This window comes from Knoellia subterranea KCTC 19937, assembly GCF_000768685.1.
GTDB classification, from domain to species: Bacteria; Actinomycetota; Actinomycetes; order Actinomycetales; family Dermatophilaceae; genus Knoellia; species Knoellia subterranea.
Map to the genome: position 1 here is coordinate 493818 of NZ_AVPK01000002.1, position 16456 is coordinate 510273.

Here is a 16456-nt window from a genome sequence, read left to right on the forward strand (position 1 = left end):
GGTCGTGCTCCTCGGGATCAGCTGGTGGGGTCGGATGCACCGGCACCGAACAGGAGCCGGTCAAGGGACAGGAAAGAGGTCGGACGCCACGAGAGCCAGAGACCGCATGCCAGCAGTCCGAGATCCTCGAGGATCCGCGGGAGGTACGACGTGTCCTCGGCGGAGACTGCTCCGCCGCCGCCGAAGCAACCGCAATCGATGGTCAGCCCGCGCTCCCATGCCTGCGCAATGCCGATGATGAACGCGACGAGCAGCAGGGAGGTGATGGCGGCCGAGATGCGCGTGAAGAGCCCGAGCACGAGCAGCAACCCGAGGACGATCTCGATCGTGGGCAGTGCGTAGCCGACGTAGGCCGCCAGGTCGTGAGGGAGCACCTGATAGGCCTGAGTGGCCTTGGCGAGCGCTTCGGGCGTGGTGACCTTGAGGCCACCCGCGACGAGGAAGACTGCGCCGAGGACGAGACGGGCGATCAGCCCGAGGCCGTCCGCGACACGAGTGTTCACCTCGCCCCTTCCCTCACTCCCCTGGCCAGATCGGTCGTCAACTCCCGCAACGCGTCAAGGCGTGCCTCGAGTTCCCCCTCGCCCGAAAGTGCCCGGACGAAGGCCGTGCCGACGATGACGCCGTCGGCGTACTGGGCCAGCTCGGCAGCCTGGTCGCCGTTCGAGACCCCGAGGCCGACACACACGGGCAGGTCGGTGACCGCCTTGGTGCGGTCGACGAGGTCGCGAGCCGCCGAGCCGACACTCGTCCGCTCGCCGGTGACCCCCATGGTGGAAGCCGCGTAGACAAAGCCACGGCAGGCGTCGGTGACACGCGAGAGCCGCTCCGGCGTCGAACTCGGCGCGACGAGGAAGACGCGATCAAGACCCTCTCGTTCGCTCGCCGCGATCCATTCCTCCGCCTCGTCCGGAATGAGGTCGGGGGTGATCAGGCCGGCGCCGCCAGCGGCGGCCAGCTCCGCGGCATACCGATCGGCCCCGCGCCGAAGGATGAGGTTCCAATAGCTCATGACCAGCGCGGGGGCACCCGCGTCGCGGATTGCCCGGGTCGCCCGGAAGCCGTCGATCACGTGCGTGCCGCCGGCGAGGGCGGCTTCGACGGCGTGCTGGATCACGGGGCCGTCCATGAGGGGGTCGGAGTACGGGAGTCCGACCTCGACGATGTCCACACCGGACTCCACCATCGCCACCATGGCCCGGATCGATCCCTCGACATCCGGGAAGCCGACGGGGAGGTAGCCGATGAGCGCCGCGCGCCCTTCGGCACGGCAGCGTGCGAGGACGTCGCCCACGCCAAGGCTCGACTCAGCCACAGGACCCTCCCGACTCGCCCTTGCCGCCGTCCACCAAGTTGAACCACTCGGCGGCCGTGTGCATGTCCTTGTCACCGCGTCCTGACAGGTTGACGAGGATGATGCCGTCGGGTCCGAGCTCACGTCCGAGGACAAGGGCACCGGCGAGTGCGTGGGAGGACTCGAGCGCGGGAATGATGCCTTCGGTGCGGCAGAGCAGGGCGAAAGCCTCCATGGCCTCGTCGTCCGTGGCGAAGACATAGTCCGCCCGGCCGCTGTCCCGCAGGAACGAGTGCTCGGGTCCCACGCTGGGATAGTCCAGCCCCGCGGAGACCGAATGGGACTCGACCGTCTGACCGTCCTCGTCCTGCATGAGGTAGCTCATGGCGCCGTGGAGGACGCCGGGCACGGCCGACGCGAAGCGGGCCGCGTGCCGACCGTCGAGACCCTCTCCCCCGGCCTCGACGCCCACGAGTCGCACGCCCTCGTCCTCGATGAACCGGTGGAAGATACCCATGGCGTTCGAGCCCCCGCCGACACAGGCCACGACCGCATCGGGCAGGCGCCCGGTCAGTTCGAGAACCTGCTCGCGCGCCTCGACGCCGATGATCCGGTGGAAGTCCCGCACCATCTCGGGGAATGGGTGGGGACCCGTCACGGTCCCGATGAGGTAGTGCGTGTGGTCGACGTTGGTGACCCAGTCACGCAGGGCCTCGTTGATGGCGTCCTTGAGGGTGGCGCTGCCGTGCTCGACGGCGACGACCTCGGCGCCGAGCATCCGCATGCGCGCGACGTTGAGTGCCTGCCGCTCGGTGTCGACCTTGCCCATGTAGACGACGCAGTCCAGGCCCATGAGGGCCGCAGCGGTCGCCGTGGCGACACCGTGCTGACCGGCCCCGGTCTCGGCGATGACGCGCGTCTTGCCCATGCGCTTGGTCAGCAGCGCCTGGGCGATGACGTTGTTGATCTTGTGCGAGCCGGTGTGGTTGAGGTCCTCACGCTTGAGGATGATCCGGGCACCGCCGGCGTGTGCGGCGAAGCGCGGCACCTCGGTGATGATGCTCGGACGCCCGGTGTAGGTGCGGTGCAGGGTGTCGAGCTCGGCGAGGAACGTCGGGTCCTGCATGGCCTCGAGCCGTGCCCTGTCGAGCTCCTCGAGCGCAGGGATGAGCGCTTCTGGCACGTAGCGACCACCGAACGCGCCAAAACGTCCGGCCGTCATGACGCGCCCGAGGGTGTGCTGTCCGCGGACGGGGACGGAGTCCCGAAGGCGGCGCCTGTTGACAGACCGAGACGGGCGGCCGAACCGGCGTCGATGATGGCCCGCACCTCCGCAGCAGGGTCGTCGCCGCGCACCAACGTCTCGCCGACGAGGACCGCCTCGGCGCCCTGTGCGGCATACATGGCTGCGTCGTCGGCACCGCGGATGCCGGACTCCGCCACCGTGACGATGCCCGGTGGAATGAGCGGGACGAGCCGCGAGAACGTGTCGGGGTGGATCTCGAGGGTCTTGAGATTGCGGGCGTTGACGCCGATGACCCGGGCTCCGGCGTCGACGGCGCGCTGGGTCTCACCCTCGTCGTGGACCTCGACGAGAGCCGTCATGCCGAGATCCTGGGCGAGCGTGTGCATGCGCACGAGCTCTGCGTCGGTCAGCGACGCGACGATCAGGAGCACGATGTCGGCGCCATGCGCCCGCGCCTCCCAGATCTGATAGTCGGTGACCATGAAGTCCTTGCGGAGCACCGGAACCCGGACGGCGGCGCGCACGGCGTCGAGGTCGTCGAGACTCCCGCCGAACCGACGCTGCTCGGTGAGAACACTGATCGCGGTGGCGCCGGCGGCCGCATAGATGTCCGCCAGGGCCGCGGGATCGGCGATCTCAGCGAGCGCCCCCTTGCTCGGGCTCGCCCGCTTGACCTCGGCGATGAGTGACAGGCCGTCGGCGCGCAGCAACGCCTCGGCATCCAGTGCCCCGGGCAGGTCAGAGACGCGGCGCTCCAGGTCGGAGAGGCTCACGCGGTCCTGCCGCTGCGCGAGGTCCTCGCGCACACCGGCCACGATGGAGTCGAGCACGGTGCTCATGCGAACCGACTCAGGAGACGTGGCTGTCGCCGCGAACCGCAGCACCATTGATGCCGTGGCCCGCCAGGGCGAGCACCTTGCCGGCGATGAGACCCGCAAGGATCACCACGACGCCGGCGATGCCGAGTGCCGTGTTCGGGATGATGAATGCGATCGAGACGATCAGGCAGCCCAGGAGGACGACACCGACCAGAACCCAAGCGGCCAGACTGTGGCCGTGGTTGTCATCGTCGTGCTCAGCCATGAAATGCCTCCAGGGAAGATGTGGGTTCGCGGGTCATTGTGTCAGGTGCGCGGTTCGGGGCCGACATCGGTGGGATCGTCGCCCGCCGTCAACTGGTCCCAGTCGCTGGTGGCCACCCGCCCGGGAACCTCGTAGCGCGACGACAGTCCCGGCGTCGCCTTCGGCGTCCGGACGAGCCCTGCGAGCGCCGCGCCGGCGAGGGCGAATCCGACCGCCGCGGCCCAGGGCCATCCGTTGGCGTTCGAGTGCGTCTCCAGCGACCCCGTGCGTCCGGCCGCGGCAGCGGCGATCGGGCCGAGGACACCGTCCGGATCGAGGAGGACGCGACCCACCGACGCCAGGCCCGCCAGCACGGCCAGGGCCGTGAGGACCAGCGCCACGATCCGAGCGCGAGGACCGGCCGTGGCGGAGGCGATGGCCCCAGCAAGGACGACCAGGGCGAGTGCCACGACGCCACTGGCCGCCTCGGCTCCGGTCGCGGAGACCGACGTCGCACCGAGCACGACGTCATCCACGGATCCGGTCACCCAGGTCCGCGACGCCGTCACGACGACGAGGAAGGCACCGAGGACGGTGATCAGGACGAGGACACCTCGACGGCGCAGGACGCTCACGGCACCTTCCTCAGGGCCGAGGCGGTCGCGACGGCGCGCAGGACCGCCGTGGCCTTGGCGACGCATTCCTCGTGTTCGTTGCGTGGGACGGAGTCGGCGACGATCCCCGCGCCGGCCTGGACGTGCGCGGTCCCGCCGTCGATGAGTGCCGTGCGGATGGCGATGGCCATGTCGAGGTCGCCGTGGAAGTCGAGGTAGCCCACGACACCGCCATAGACCCCCCGACGCGATGGTTCGTACTGCTCGATGAGCGAGAGGGCCCGTGGTTTCGGCGCGCCGGACAACGTCCCGGCCGGGAACGTCGACACGAGGACGTCATAGGCCGCAACACCGTCACGCAGCTCGCCCACCACGGTCGACTCGAGATGCATCACGTGGCTGTAGCGGCGCACGTCCATGAACTCGACGACGTCGACGGTCCCGGGTCGGCACACGCGCCCGAGGTCATTGCGTCCGAGGTCGACGAGCATGACGTGCTCGGACCGCTCCTTGGGGTCGGCGAGGAGGTCCTCGGCCAATCGCACGTCGTCCTCGGGAGACTTGCCGCGCGGACGCGACCCGGCGATGGGGTGGGTGATCGCCTGCGTGCCCGTCACCTTGACGAGCGCCTCCGGCGAACTGCCGACGACGTCGTATGCCGTCCCGTCCGGTCGCGTGAACCGGAAGAGGTACATGTAGGGGCTGGGATTTCCGGCCCGCAGGGCGCGGTAGACGTCGAGGGCGTCGGCCTCGCAGGGCATCGAGAAGCGTTGTGACAGGACGACCTGGAACACCTCGCCGGCCCGAATGTCCTCCTTGGCGGAATCGACCAGGCGCTCGTAGTCGTCACGCGAGAGGTTGCCGGTGACGGTCTCGAGTGCCGTGTCGACGACCCCGGGCTCCACGAGGGCCACGGTGCTCTCGGCGGCTGCGGCGAGGTCGTGCGTCATGGTGTCGAGGCGGGCGACGGCGTCGGCCCACGCCTCCTCGACCCGCTCGTCGGTGGCGTCGTAGTTGATCGCATTGGCGATGAGCAGCACGGAGCCGTCGGCGTGGTCGAGCACGGCCAGATCCGTGGCGAGCATCATCGCGATCTCGGGGAGGTGGAGCACGTCGGGCGTCGTCGCCGGAACCCTCTCCCATCGACGCACTGCGTCGTAGGAGATCATGCCGACCATGCCGCCGGTGAGCGGTGGAAGCCCGGGAATCGGGTCGGTCGCGAGCGCAGCGACGGTGTCCCGCAACGCTTCCGTGGCCAGACCGGCCGTGGGGACACCGACCGGTGGCTCACCGATCCAGTGCGCCTCGCCGTCCTTCTCGGTGAGGGTGGCGCGGCTCGCCACCCCGACGATGGAGTAGCGCGACCACACTCCCCCGTGCTCGGCCGACTCGAGCAGGAAGGTACCGGGGCGGCTCTGGGCGAGCTTGCGATAGAGACCGACCGGAGTCTCGGCGTCAGCCATGAGACGGCGCACGACGGGGATGACCCGGCGGTCCTGGGCCAACACCGAGAAGACGTCGAGCGAGGGCCAGGTCGTCCCGAAGCCGAGCTCCGGCGTCGGTTGGGGTCGAGCGGTCACGAGGCCTCCCCGACGACGACGTCGAGGGCACCGACGTCGAAGCAGGTGCGGTCGCCGGTGTGGCACGCCGCGCCGACCTGCTCCACCCGCACGAGCAGGGCGTCACCGTCGCAGTCGAGTGCCACGGACTTCACGAACTGGGCGTGCCCGGAGGTGTCGCCCTTGCGCCAGTACTCCTGACGGCTGCGCGACCAGAACGTCACGCGCCCCTCGGTGAGAGTGCGGCGCAGGGCCTCGGCGTCCATCCAGCCGAGCATGAGGACCTCACCGCTGTCGTGCTGCTGGATGATCGCGGCCACGAGGCCGCGGTCGTCGAAGCGGAGACGGTCGGACACGGCTGGGTCGAGATCGGGCACGCGATCATTGTGCCGCGCCGGGGTTTTGGCGAGAGGATGGGTCCATGTCGACAGGCGCCGGGCACATCGCACGCAGAGAACGTTTCGACCTCTGCGACACCTTCGAGCGCGTCGGTCCCGACGCACCAACCCTGTGTATGCCGTGGACCACCCGGGACCTCGCGGCGCACCTCGTCGTCCGCGAGGGTCGTCCGGACCTCGCCTCGGGCATCTGGGTCCCCTTCCTCAAGGACCGCACCGAGCGCGAGCAGGCCCGCATCGCCGCCCAGCCCTGGGCCGATCTCGTCGAGGCCGTCCGTTCCGGACCCCCCGGCTGGCACCCCACCCAGCTTCCGGCCGTCGACAACGCCGTGAACTTCGCCGAGATGGTCGTCCACCACGAGGACGTGCTCCGCGGCGACGGTGCACCGGGCCCGCGCCGCGAGCCGGATGCCCACCTCGAGGCGGCCGTCTGGGCGCTGCTGTCCCGCATGGGCCGCATCCTCTTCCGCCGGGTGCCCGTGGGCGTGGAACTGCGCGCGCCCGGGCGCAACACCCTCACGGTGCGCGGCGGGGACGAGACCGTCCGCGTCACGGGAGCTCCGCTGGAACTCCTGCTCACGGCATACGGGAGAAGGAACGTCGCGGAGATCGAGGTGAGTGGGCCCCCCGAGGCGGTCACCGCATTCGAGACCGCCCGCTTCGGGCTCTGAGGGTCAGCGAACGGGGAAGCCGTCGGCGCGCAGGGCGCCCTTGACGTCGCCGATCGTGAGGTCGCCGAAATGGAAGACGCTCGCCGCGAGGACTGCGTCAGCACCCGCGTGGACCGCGGGCGCGAAGTGCTCGACGGCACCTGCGCCACCGCTCGCGATGACCGGGATGGAGACCTCGCGACGGACGCGCGCGATGAGGTCGAGGTCGAACCCGGCCCTGGTGCCATCGGCGTCCATCGAGTTGAGCAGGATCTCGCCGGCGCCGAGTTCGGCGGCCCGCACGCACCACTCGATCGCGTCGAGTCCGGTGCCCTGTCGACCGCCGTGCGTCGTCACCTCGACGTCGTCGGTCGGGACGCCCTCATCGCCCGGGCGACGGCGCACGTCGGCAGAGAGGACGAGCACCTGGGAGCCGAAGCGGTCGGCCGTCTCGGCGATGAGTTCCGGCCGGGCGATGGCGGCGGTGTTGACACCGACCTTGTCCGCGCCGCTGCGCAGGAGGCGGTCGACGTCGTCGACGGTGCGCACGCCCCCACCGACGGTGAGCGGGATGAAGACCTGCTCCGCAGTGCGGCGCACGACGTCATAGGTCGTCGCCCGGTCGCCACTGCTCGCGGTGACGTCGAGGAAGGTCAACTCGTCGGCGCCCTGATCGCCATAGCTGCGCGCCAGCTCGACCGGGTCGCCCGCGTCACGGAGGTTCTCGAAGTTCACACCCTTGACGACGCGTCCGGCATCGACGTCGAGACACGGGATGACACGGATGGCGACGCTCACGGTGGCAGGTTATCCGGCAGGGAATGATGAGCCGTATGCCGTCCGCCGCCGACCTGCCTGGCCGCGTCGCTCGGCGTTCGCGCACCGAGGCGCGAATCCGGACCGACCGGTTGTCGAGCCGGCTCGCCTTCATCCTCCAGTGCGGCGTGGGGGCCGCCCTCGCGTGGTGGCTCGCTGGCGACGTCTTCGACCACCGGCTGCCGTTCTTCGCTCCGGTGACGGCGATCATCACGCTCGGCATGTCCTACGGGCAGCGGGTTCGTCGCGCCGTCGAGGTGATGATCGGGGTCGCTCTGGGTGTGTTCATCGGCGACGTCTTCTCGCACGTCTTCGGCACCGGGGTGATCCAGGTCTTGGTCGTCGTCGTGCTCGCGATGACGGTCGCCTCGCTCGTCGGTGCCGGCCTATTGCTCACGATCCAGGCCGGGGTGCAGGCTGCGATCATCACGACGTTGCTGGCCGCTCCCGGCCAGGCGTTCACGCGCTGGCTCGACGCGGTCATCGGCGGCGTCGTCGCCCTCGTCATCAGCGTTCTCGTCCCGGCCACCGGGCTCCAGCGACCGCGCCAGAAGGCCGCCCGCGTGGTCCAGGAGATCTCGGCCATCCTCACCGAGACAACCCGGGTGATCCGCACCGACGACGCCGACCTGGCGAGCAGGGTGCTCCGCCGGGCCCGCGCGTCCGAGGGCATGCTCGACGAACTCCAGGACCTCGCTTCCGAGGGCGTGGCGGTCGTGCGGCTCTCACCGTTCCGGCGCCGCCACCTGCCGGGAGCTCAGGCCATCGCCGACCTCCTCGAACCCCTCGACCGGGCCATCCGCAACCTGCGAGTCCTCGTCCGCCGCGCCCTCGTGGCGACCCGGCGCGGAGAAGTGATCCCACCGGCATACACAGCCCTGCTCTACGACCTGGCGCGGTCCTGTGACGACATCGCCCGCGAACTCCACGAACGCCACGAACCGACCGCGGCCCGCGCCGGGCTCAACCGGCTTGCCGTCCGCAGCGCCGCCATCGATCCCGCATCCGGGCTGTCGGGTGAGGTGATCCGGGCGCAGGTGCGGTCGATGGTCGTCGACCTGCTCGTCCTCACGGGCCTGAGCGTCGAGGAGGCGAGCGCGGTCGTGCCCGACTCCGAGGGGTGGGCGCACCACGACGATGACGCACACGATCGCGACGACATCCCGGACGCGGCCGACGATGAGGACGGCGACCACGAGCCCGATGAGCCCGATGACGAGGGACGGCCCATGAGCGGTGAGATCCGCCACCCCTAGGGTGGTTGAGTGCTGAACGACCCGGTGACCGATTCCGAAACGCTGGCCGACGCGGTGCGAGAACTCGTCACGACGCGCGGGAACCGTTGCGGCACAGTCACGCTCATCGCCATCGACGGTCCCAGCGGTTCCGGCAAGACGACACTCGCCGGCCGGTTGGGCGACGAGCTCGGCGCCCTCGTCCTCCACGTCGACGACATGCACCAGGGATGGACCGGTCTCCTCGAGACCGTCGACCTGGCCCGGGCCTCCCTCGTCGACGCCTGGCGGCAGGCCGACCCGGCCAGCCACCCGACCTGGGACTGGGAAGAGAATGTCCCGGGTCCGGCCCAAGCTGTCCCGCAGTCGGACCTCGTGATCCTCGAAGGCGTCGGGGCGTTCGCGATCGCCGGAGACGCAGCCTCCGCTTCGGTGTGGGTCGAGGCCCCCGACGAGGTGCGCCATGACCGCGCGATCGCCCGCGACGGCGAGGTCTTCGCATCCCACTGGGACGTGTGGGCCGACCAGGAGCGTCAGCTCTACTCGGCGCACCCCGGGAAGTCGCGGGCCGATCTCGTCCTCGACACCGACGGCATTGACGGCGTCGACGACGAGGACGCCGCCAGCGGGACCGTCGACGCGACACGCGACGAACCGGCCGACGTGGCCGGCGCCGGTCCCTCCCTCGCGCTCATCGTGATCGGCGTCGTCGCGGTGGCGCTGAGCATGCGCACGCTCATGACCGCCGTGCCTCCGCTCCTCCCCCGCATCCGCGAGGACCTCGGCCTCAGCTCGGTGTGGCTCGGAGTCCTGACGACCGTCCCCGTCCTCTGCATGGGCGTCTTCGCGCCGGCGTCCGCCCGCCTCGGATTGCGTCTCGGCGTCGCGCGGTGCACGTCCCTGGCGATGGTCGCCGTGGCCCTGGGCAATCTCGTGCGCGGTGTCGGTCACGAGGCCTTCGCGCTCTATGCCGGAACCCTGCTCGCCGGGGCGGGCATCGCCCTCGCCGGAACCCTGCTTCCGGGCATCGTCAAGAGTTCCTTTCCCGCCGGACGCGCAGGGCTCGCCACCGGCCTGCAGATGTTCGCGATGATGGGCGGCGCCGCACTCGCGGCGGGCGTGTCCGTGCCGCTCGCCGACGCCTTCGGCGACTGGGACCTCTCCCTGGGCTTCTGGGGTGTCATCGCCGTCGTCGGTCTCGTCCTGTGGCTGCCGGTGGACCGAGCCGTGCACCGCGGCGGCGACCACGACCGTCACCCGCCGGACACGAGCCACCGCCTGCCGTGGCGCAGCGCGACCGCCTGGCTGGTCGCCGGCTATCTCGCGATCCAGTCGTGGCAGTTCTATTCGACGCTGGCCTGGCTCTCGCCCACCTACGTCGCGCACGGCTGGGAGGCGCAGGACGCCGGGCTGCTCTTGTCGGTCTTCACCGGGGCCCAGTTCGTGTCGGGGCTCGTCGGCCCGGCGATCACCGACAGGGTCCGAGACTGGCGGATTCCGCTCGTGGGCGCCTGTTTGTGCGGGCTCGCCGGCCAGTTCGGTGTGTGGGCCGCCCCCGACGCCGCGCCCTGGCTGTGGGCCATCCTGCTCGGCACCGCTCAGGGCGCGAGTTTCGCGATCGGTCTCGTCCTGCTCGTCCGGTATGCCGTGTCGCCGGCCGCCGCGGCCCGGCTCACCGCCATGGCCTTCCTCGTGTCGTACACCATCGCCTCACTCGGCCCGACGACGATGGGTGCCATCCGCGACGTCACCGGCGGCTACTCGGCGATCTTCCTCGTGCTGGGCTGCCTCATGGTGGTCCAGTTGGGAGCCGCACTGTTTCTCAATCCCCGCCGCGAACCCGTCCGCTGAGCGCGTCGCATGTGGGTCACGGCTGGTGGCGCGATGCGGCGACGAGGTCGGCCAGACGCTGGGCCTCGGCCCGCGACGAGGGGCCATCGGCCCGCTGGATCGCCATGACCGCAACCGTTTCGGTGTCCTTGAGATGCAGACTCACCCAGGGGTCGCCGTCGTCGAAGGTGACGTCCTCGATCTCGTCCCAGGCGATATGGCGTTGCCCGATGAGGTTGTGCACGTTCAGACCGGTGTCGTCCGGCACCGCACGGACTGCGGCCCACCGCCACAGCACGAGCGCCAGACCGACCCCGATGACCGCCATCATGACCCGGTCCGCGACGACCCAGCCGCCCTCGTCGACGCCCGATACGAGCACCGCGAGGAGCGCGAACAGGACGATCGAGACGACGGCCATGACGGTCGCCATGAGTCGACCGCGGCGCGACCGGAACGGCTCGCGCGACGGAGCCGACACGGGCTGCGGGTCGGGTGCGCCCTCGGACGTCACAGGCGGCACGCGGCGATGTCGGTCACGAGGATGGCGCGCGCGCCCAACTCGTAGAGCTCGTCCATGACCCGGTTCGTCACCGTGCGAGGAACCATGGCCCGGACAGCCTTCCAGTCCGGGTTCTGCAGGCTCGACACGGTCGGCGACTCCAGCCCCGGCGTCACGGCGCAGGCGGCATCGACGAAGGCCGCCGGAACGTCGTAGTCGAGCATGACGTAGTGCCGCGCCGTGACGACACCGAGCATGCGGCGCCGGAGCACCTCGATGGCCGAGTCCTCGTGACTCCCATCGCGGCGGATGAGCACCGCCTCGCTGCGCAGGATCGGGTCGCCGAAGACCTCGAGGCCCTGACTGCGCAGGGTCGCGCCGGTCTCGACGACATCGGCGATGACGTCGGCGACACCGAGGGTGATGGCGGTCTCGACGGCGCCATCAAGTCGGACGACTTCCGCCTGCACACCGTGGTCGGCGAGGTGCTTCTCCACCAACCCGGGGTAGCTCGTCGCCACTCGGCGACCACCGATGTCGGTGACGGTCGCAACATGACCGGGGCGGCCGGCATACCGGAACGTCGAACCGCCGAAGCCGAGCGTCATCACCTCGGTGGCGGCGCTGCCCGAGTCGAGCAGGAGGTCACGACCGGTGATGCCGCAGTCGACGGTGCCCGAACCGACGTAGACGGCGATGTCGCGCGGGCGGAGATAGAAGAGCTCGACGCCGTTGGCCTCGTCGTTGACGACGAGTTCCTTGGAGTCGCGGCGGGTGCGGTAGCCGGCCTCGCGCAGCATCTCGGCTGCCGGGTCGGCCAGGGATCCCTTGTTGGGAACGGCAATGCGAAGCATGGCTCGCCTCTCAGAGGTGGGCGTAGACGTCGTCGAGGGTCAGACCCTTGGCGACCATGAGGACCTGGAGGTGGTAGAGCAGCTGCGAGATCTCCTCGGCTGCTCGCTCGTCGCTCTCGTGCTCGGCGGCCATCCACACCTCGGCGGCCTCCTCGACGATCTTCTTGCCGATGGCATGCACGCCGGCGTCGAGCTGCGCCACCGTCCCGGATCCCTCCGGACGGGTCGCGGCCTTGTCGGTGAGCTCGGCGAACAGGGCGTCGAAGGTCTTCACGGCACCAATCGTACGAGGATGCGACTCAGGCCCCGGACAGCGGACGAGGCGCGAGACCGGCCAGGGTCACGGCGGTCGAGACCGCGGCGAGTGCCGCCTCTGCGCCCTTGTCCTCGCTCGAGCCCTCCAGTCCGGCGCGGTCGAGGGCCTGCTCCTCCGTGTCGCAGGTGAGGACGCCGAAACCGACGGGGACGCCCGTCCGGGTGCTCACGTCGGTGAGGCCGTGGGTGACGCCGCTGCAGACGTAGTCGAAGTGCGGGGTGCCGCCGCGGATGACCACGCCGAGCGCCACGAGGGCGTCGTGGGTCGGCGCGAGCCGCGCTGCGGCCACGGACAGCTCGACGGTGCCGGGAACCCGGATGACGGGCGCGTCCGGGATGCCGGCATCGGCGAGGGCGCGGACCGCACCGTCGATGAGTCCGTTCATGACGACGTCGTGCCAGGAGGCCGCGATGACCGCGACCCTGAGCCCGGTGCCGTCGACGTGAACCTCGGGTGCTCCTGCCTTCATGCGCTGGCCTCCGTGCTGTCGCTGGAATCGAGCACGAGGTCGTGCCCGAGTTTGTCGCGCTTGGTGCGCAGGTAAGCCGCGTTCGTCGCGACCGGCGCCACCTGGAGGCGCTCGATGGCGCTCACCTCGATGCCCGCGGCGGTGACGGCGGCGACCTTGTCGGGATTGTTGGTGAGCAACCGCACGGCGCCGACACCGAGGTCGTGGAGGATCGCCGTGGCCGCCGAGTAGTCCCGGGCGTCGACGGGCAGACCCAGCTCCTCCTGGGCGGCAACCGTGTCGATTCCGGTGTCCTGCACGGCATACGCCGCCATCTTGTCCGCGAGTCCGACGCCGCGACCCTCGTGGCCGCGCACATAGACGACCACGCCGCCCTCGCGCGCCACGCGGGCCTGCGCCCGACGGAGCTGCGGGCCGCAGTCGCAGCGCGCAGATCCGAAGACATCGCCCGTGAGGCACTCGCTGTGGAGGCGGGCGAGGACGGAGCCGTCACCGAGTCCGCGCGGGCTGACGAGAGCGAGGTGCTCGTCGCCGGTGAGCGTGTCGCGGTAGGCGTGCACCGTGAACGTCCCGTCCGGCGTCGGCAGCGTCGTCGTGGCGTGCCGGACCACGCGGTCGTGGCGCTGGCGGTGGGCGACGAGCTGCTCGATCGTGATGACCGGCAGGTCGTGCTCCTCGCCGAGCTCGAGGACCGCCGGGAGGCGCATCATCATGCCGTCGTCGTGGGTGAGCTCGGCGATGGCGCCGACGGGTGCCAGGCCGGCGAGGCGGCAGAGGTCGACGGCCGCCTCGGTGTGTCCGCGGCGGGCCAGGACTCCCCCGTCGCGGGCGCGCAGCGGGACGACGTGGCCGGGGCGGACAAAGTCCGTGGCCGTGGCGGTCGCCTCGGCGAGGAGCCGCACGGTGTGGGCGCGGTCCGCGGCGCTGATGCCGGTCGTCACGCCCTCGGCCGCGTCGACCGTGATCGTGTATGCCGTCCGCAACCGGTCCGCGTTGTCCCTCACCATGAGCGGGAGGTCGAGGCGGTCGGCAACCGCGTCGGGCATGGGGGCGCAGACGTATCCGCTGGAGTGGCGGATGGTCCACGCCATCCACTCGTCGGCGAGGGTCTGCGCGGCGAGGATGACGTCACCCTCGTTCTCACGGTCCTCGTCGTCCGTGACGAGCACCGGACGGCCGAGGCGCAGGGCCTCGAGGGCCTCGTCGATGGTGGACAGCTCGGTCATGAGATCGCCTCCGTCACCTCGGGCTGCAGGTCCCGCTCCTCACGGGAGGCCTTGAGCCACACCGTGAAGCCGTACAGGACCAGGGCGCCGTACACGACGAAGAGAATCGCGGTCGGGTAATAGCCCGAGTGCCAGAGGAGCGGCACGCCGACGAGGTCGACGGCGATCCACATGAGCCAGAAGTCGTTCCAGCCGCGGGCCATCGCATAGGTCGCGAGCATCGAGCCGACGAAGATCCAGGCGTCGCACCAGAAGTACCAGCGCGGGGCGGGCCAACTCGCACCGATGACCGCGAAAACCCACTGCGTGAGCAGGACACCAGCCACGGCCACGAGGAGGTATCCGACGCGCTCGCGGGCTGTCGCCCACCGCGGAGTGATGGCGTGACCGCTGGCGTCCCGCCTCGCCTTGCGGTGCTCGTTCCAGCGCCACCATCCGTAGATGCTCGTGATGATGAAGAAGACCTGACGACCCGCCTGCCCGAAGAGGGGCTGTTGGGCCTCCGCGTCGAACGTGGCCGCGATGAAGACCGTGAAGAGCAGGACATTGCCGACGATGCCGATCGGCCAGGCCCAGACGCGACGACGCATGCCACCGATTGCCGAGGCGAAGCCGAAGGCGTTGCCGACGATCTCGCGCCACGCAATCTCATGCCCACCGATGGTCAGGTGCGCGTCGTAGAGCCATTCGAGAATATTCATGCGGGAACCTCCGAGGTGGCAGGGGTAGTGAGGTCTGCTGGGGCGGTGGAGTCGGCAAGCGTGCTGCGGCCGATGAGAAGCCGCTCGACGTACTTCGCGAGCACGTCGACCTCGAGGTTGACCGTGTCGCCGACCGCGCGGGCGCCGAGCGTCGTGAGGGCCAGGGTCGTGGGGATCAGGGAGACCGAAAAGGTCGTGTCCGTGACGGCCGAGACCGTGAGGCTGACTCCGTCGACGGTGATCGAGCCCTTCTCGACGACGTAGCGCGCCAACTCGGCGGGAAGGGTGAAGGTGACGACCTCCCACCGGTCTCCCGGCTGCCGCTCGACCACGGTCGCGGTGCCGTCGACGTGGCCCTGGACGATGTGACCGCCGAACCGCGCCGACGCCGCCATGGCGCGCTCGAGATTGACCGGCGCGCCGGCCTCGAGGTCGCCAAGACCGCTGCGGGACAACGTCTCCGCCATGACGTCGACGGTGAACCATCCCTGCTCGGCGTCGTGCTCGACCACCGTGAGACAGACGCCGTTGACGGCGATGGACGCCCCGTGGATGGCGTCGCTCGTGACGAGCGGGCCGTGGAGCGTGAGCCGCGCCGACTCGGTGCCGTGGTCGATCGTGTCGACCCGGCCGAGTTCTTCGACGATGCCGGTGAACATCAGTGGTCCTCCTCGAGGATGGCGGTGATGCGGATGTCGTGGCCGATGATGCGGGTGTCCGTGGGTTCGAGACGGAGCGCGTCGGAGATGGTCGTGATGCCGAGGTCGCTCACCGACTGACGTCCACGCCCGAGCAGGACGGGCGCGACATAGGCGACGATCTCGTTGACAAGTCCGTCGGCCATGAACGCCGCGGCGAGCGTCGGCCCGCCCTCGAGCCAGACGTGGTGGATCTCGCGCTCGCCGAGGTGGGCGAGGACCTCACGCGGGCTACGAGTGCGCAGATGGATGGTCTCGGCCGAGTCGTCGAAGACGCGCGCATCGACCGGCAGGTCTCGCTGACCCACGACGACGCGCAGCGGCTGCCGGTCGTGCAGGGTGCCGTCGCGGTGCCGGGCAGTGAGCTGGGGGTTGTCGGTGAGCGCCGTTCCGGTGCCGACGACGATCGCACCGCAACGAGCGCGCTGGTCGTGGACATCGGCACGCGCGTCCTCGCCGGTGATCCACTGGCTCGTACCGTCGGCGGCGGCGCTGCGGCCGTCGAGCGTCGTCGCGAGCTTCCACGTCACCCATGGCCGTCCCGTGCGCACGCGGTGGAGCCAGGTCCGGTTGAGCTCACGCGCTTCGGTCTCGAGCAGCCCGGACTCGACGCCGATGCCCTGCTCGGCCAGCCACGCACCTCCGCCGGCGGCGGCAGCGTTGGGGTCGCGGACGGCATACACGACGCGGGAAACGCCAGCAGCCGCGAGGGCGCGCGAACACGGATCGGTGCGCCCGGTGTGGTGGCACGGTTCGAGCGTGACGTATGCCGTAGCGCCCTTCGCGCGGTCGCCTGCGGCTGCCAGCGCGGCAGCCTCTGCGTGCGGCGTGCCTGCGCCGAGGTGCCAGCCCTCCGCGACCAGGGCGCCGTCGGCGTCGACGAGGACGCACCCGACGCGGGGGTTCGCGTCGGCTTCGGGGCCGTTCGTGGCCACGACCAGAGCGCGCAGCATCCACTGCTCGTCGGTCGTGCGTGTGTCCTGCAT

Annotated in this window: 20 protein-coding genes; 3 read left to right on the top strand and 17 right to left on the bottom strand. The window is 70.4% G+C overall.

Features of this window, described 5'->3' with window-relative positions; translation table 11 throughout:
- Positions 1–17: 17 nt before the first annotated feature.
- From N803_RS05790 to hisI, 8 genes are read right to left on the bottom strand one after another with little or no spacing between them, the layout of a single operon-like run.
- Entirely contained in the window at positions 18–503 is a 486-nt protein-coding gene (locus N803_RS05790; RefSeq protein ID WP_035903225.1) for a MauE/DoxX family redox-associated membrane protein, read from the bottom strand.
- The gene (gene trpA, locus N803_RS05795) at positions 500–1315 is read right to left on the bottom strand and encodes a tryptophan synthase subunit alpha (RefSeq protein WP_052111837.1); all 816 of its coding nucleotides are present in this window, start codon (positions 1313–1315) and stop codon (positions 500–502) included. The genes N803_RS05790 and trpA overlap by 4 nt, the downstream gene beginning before the upstream one ends.
- Complete coding sequence (gene trpB / locus N803_RS05800; protein ID WP_035903226.1) at positions 1308–2516, bottom strand: tryptophan synthase subunit beta; 1209 nt, start codon at positions 2514–2516, stop codon at positions 1308–1310. The genes trpA and trpB overlap by 8 nt, the downstream gene beginning before the upstream one ends.
- Complete coding sequence (trpC, locus tag N803_RS05805; RefSeq protein WP_084764111.1) at positions 2513–3379, bottom strand: indole-3-glycerol phosphate synthase TrpC; 867 nt, start codon at positions 3377–3379, stop codon at positions 2513–2515. Before trpC ends, trpB begins: the two co-directional genes overlap by 4 nt.
- Positions 3380–3389: 10 nt before the next feature.
- A complete protein-coding gene (locus N803_RS05810) occupies positions 3390–3623 on the bottom strand; it encodes an HGxxPAAW family protein (RefSeq protein WP_035903227.1) in 234 nt (77 codons plus the stop codon).
- 41 nt (positions 3624–3664) lie between these two features.
- A complete protein-coding gene (locus N803_RS17350; protein WP_052111839.1) occupies positions 3665–4237 on the bottom strand; it encodes a Trp biosynthesis-associated membrane protein in 573 nt (190 codons plus the stop codon).
- Entirely contained in the window at positions 4234–5796 is a 1563-nt protein-coding gene (locus N803_RS05820; protein ID WP_035903230.1) for an anthranilate synthase component I, read from the bottom strand. The genes N803_RS17350 and N803_RS05820 overlap by 4 nt, the downstream gene beginning before the upstream one ends.
- Complete coding sequence (gene hisI / locus N803_RS05825; RefSeq protein ID WP_035903231.1) at positions 5793–6152, bottom strand: phosphoribosyl-AMP cyclohydrolase; 360 nt, start codon at positions 6150–6152, stop codon at positions 5793–5795. Before hisI ends, N803_RS05820 begins: the two co-directional genes overlap by 4 nt.
- Positions 6153–6196: 44 nt before the next feature.
- Between hisI and N803_RS05830 the strand changes: the two genes are divergently transcribed.
- Complete coding sequence (locus N803_RS05830; RefSeq protein WP_035903234.1) at positions 6197–6844, top strand: TIGR03085 family metal-binding protein; 648 nt, start codon at positions 6197–6199, stop codon at positions 6842–6844.
- 3 nt (positions 6845–6847) lie between these two features.
- Here the strand turns inward: N803_RS05830 and hisF are convergent, their stop codons facing one another.
- Positions 6848–7621: an imidazole glycerol phosphate synthase subunit HisF gene (gene hisF, locus N803_RS05835; protein WP_035903237.1), complete on the bottom strand. Its 774-nt coding sequence runs from the start codon at positions 7619–7621 to the stop codon at positions 6848–6850.
- 35 nt (positions 7622–7656) lie between these two features.
- Here hisF and N803_RS05840 point away from each other — a divergent pair, with 35 nt between their 5' ends.
- Positions 7657–8895, top strand: coding sequence for an FUSC family protein (locus N803_RS05840; protein WP_084764064.1), 1239 nt, complete (start codon positions 7657–7659; stop codon positions 8893–8895).
- Positions 8896–8904: 9 nt separating this feature from the next.
- Positions 8905–10725 (top strand): MFS transporter, encoded by a 1821-nt coding sequence (locus N803_RS05845; protein WP_156969668.1) that lies wholly within the window; start codon positions 8905–8907, stop codon positions 10723–10725.
- Positions 10726–10741: 16 nt separating this feature from the next.
- Here N803_RS05845 and N803_RS05850 read toward each other — a convergent pair whose 3' ends face one another.
- The 8 genes from N803_RS05850 to ribD are packed head-to-tail and all read right to left on the bottom strand — an operon-like array spanning position 10742 to position 16456.
- Positions 10742–11218 carry a PH domain-containing protein gene (locus N803_RS05850; RefSeq protein ID WP_052111841.1) on the bottom strand — a complete coding sequence of 159 codons (477 nt, stop codon included), beginning with the start codon at positions 11216–11218 and terminating at the stop codon, positions 10742–10744.
- Positions 11215–12060 (bottom strand): ATP phosphoribosyltransferase, encoded by an 846-nt coding sequence (hisG, locus tag N803_RS05855; protein ID WP_035903239.1) that lies wholly within the window; start codon positions 12058–12060, stop codon positions 11215–11217. The genes N803_RS05850 and hisG overlap by 4 nt, the downstream gene beginning before the upstream one ends.
- Positions 12061–12070: 10 nt before the next feature.
- Positions 12071–12334 (bottom strand): phosphoribosyl-ATP diphosphatase, encoded by a 264-nt coding sequence (locus N803_RS05860; protein WP_035903240.1) that lies wholly within the window; start codon positions 12332–12334, stop codon positions 12071–12073.
- A gap of 25 nt (positions 12335–12359) precedes the next feature.
- A complete protein-coding gene (gene ribH / locus N803_RS05865; RefSeq protein ID WP_035903241.1) occupies positions 12360–12845 on the bottom strand; it encodes a 6,7-dimethyl-8-ribityllumazine synthase in 486 nt (161 codons plus the stop codon).
- On the bottom strand, positions 12842–14071 hold the full coding sequence (locus tag N803_RS05870) for a bifunctional 3,4-dihydroxy-2-butanone-4-phosphate synthase/GTP cyclohydrolase II (protein ID WP_035903242.1): 1230 nt from the start codon (positions 14069–14071) through the stop codon (positions 12842–12844). The genes ribH and N803_RS05870 overlap by 4 nt, the downstream gene beginning before the upstream one ends.
- Positions 14068–14772, bottom strand: coding sequence for a nicotinamide riboside transporter PnuC (gene pnuC, locus N803_RS05875; RefSeq protein WP_035903243.1), 705 nt, complete (start codon positions 14770–14772; stop codon positions 14068–14070). Before pnuC ends, N803_RS05870 begins: the two co-directional genes overlap by 4 nt.
- Positions 14769–15431, bottom strand: coding sequence for a riboflavin synthase (locus tag N803_RS05880; RefSeq protein WP_052111843.1), 663 nt, complete (start codon positions 15429–15431; stop codon positions 14769–14771). The genes pnuC and N803_RS05880 overlap by 4 nt, the downstream gene beginning before the upstream one ends.
- On the bottom strand, positions 15431–16456 hold the full coding sequence (ribD, locus tag N803_RS05885) for a bifunctional diaminohydroxyphosphoribosylaminopyrimidine deaminase/5-amino-6-(5-phosphoribosylamino)uracil reductase RibD (protein ID WP_035903245.1): 1026 nt from the start codon (positions 16454–16456) through the stop codon (positions 15431–15433). The genes N803_RS05880 and ribD overlap by 1 nt, the downstream gene beginning before the upstream one ends.

Excerpts from the sequence above, each read along its gene's own strand:
- N803_RS05880 (WP_052111843.1), bottom strand. The coding sequence starts at position 15,431 with ATGTTCACCGGCATCGTCGAAGAACTCGGCCGGGTCGACACGATCGAC.
- ribH (WP_035903241.1), bottom strand. The coding sequence starts at position 12,845 with ATGAAGGCAGGAGCACCCGAGGTTCACGTCGACGGCACCGGGCTCAGG.
- ribD (WP_035903245.1), bottom strand. The coding sequence starts at position 16,456 with ATGCAGGACACACGCACGACCGACGAGCAGTGGATGCTGCGCGCTCTG.
- trpB (WP_035903226.1), bottom strand. The coding sequence starts at position 2,516 with ATGACGGCCGGACGTTTTGGCGCGTTCGGTGGTCGCTACGTGCCAGAA.
- N803_RS05870 (WP_035903242.1), bottom strand. The coding sequence starts at position 14,071 with ATGACCGAGCTGTCCACCATCGACGAGGCCCTCGAGGCCCTGCGCCTC.
- pnuC (WP_035903243.1), bottom strand. The coding sequence starts at position 14,772 with ATGAATATTCTCGAATGGCTCTACGACGCGCACCTGACCATCGGTGGG.
- N803_RS05840 (WP_084764064.1), top strand. The coding sequence starts at position 7,657 with ATGCCGTCCGCCGCCGACCTGCCTGGCCGCGTCGCTCGGCGTTCGCGC.
- trpC (WP_084764111.1), bottom strand. The coding sequence starts at position 3,379 with ATGAGCACCGTGCTCGACTCCATCGTGGCCGGTGTGCGCGAGGACCTC.
- N803_RS05810 (WP_035903227.1), bottom strand. The coding sequence starts at position 3,623 with ATGGCTGAGCACGACGATGACAACCACGGCCACAGTCTGGCCGCTTGG.
- hisG (WP_035903239.1), bottom strand. The coding sequence starts at position 12,060 with ATGCTTCGCATTGCCGTTCCCAACAAGGGATCCCTGGCCGACCCGGCA.
- N803_RS05830 (WP_035903234.1), top strand. The coding sequence starts at position 6,197 with ATGTCGACAGGCGCCGGGCACATCGCACGCAGAGAACGTTTCGACCTC.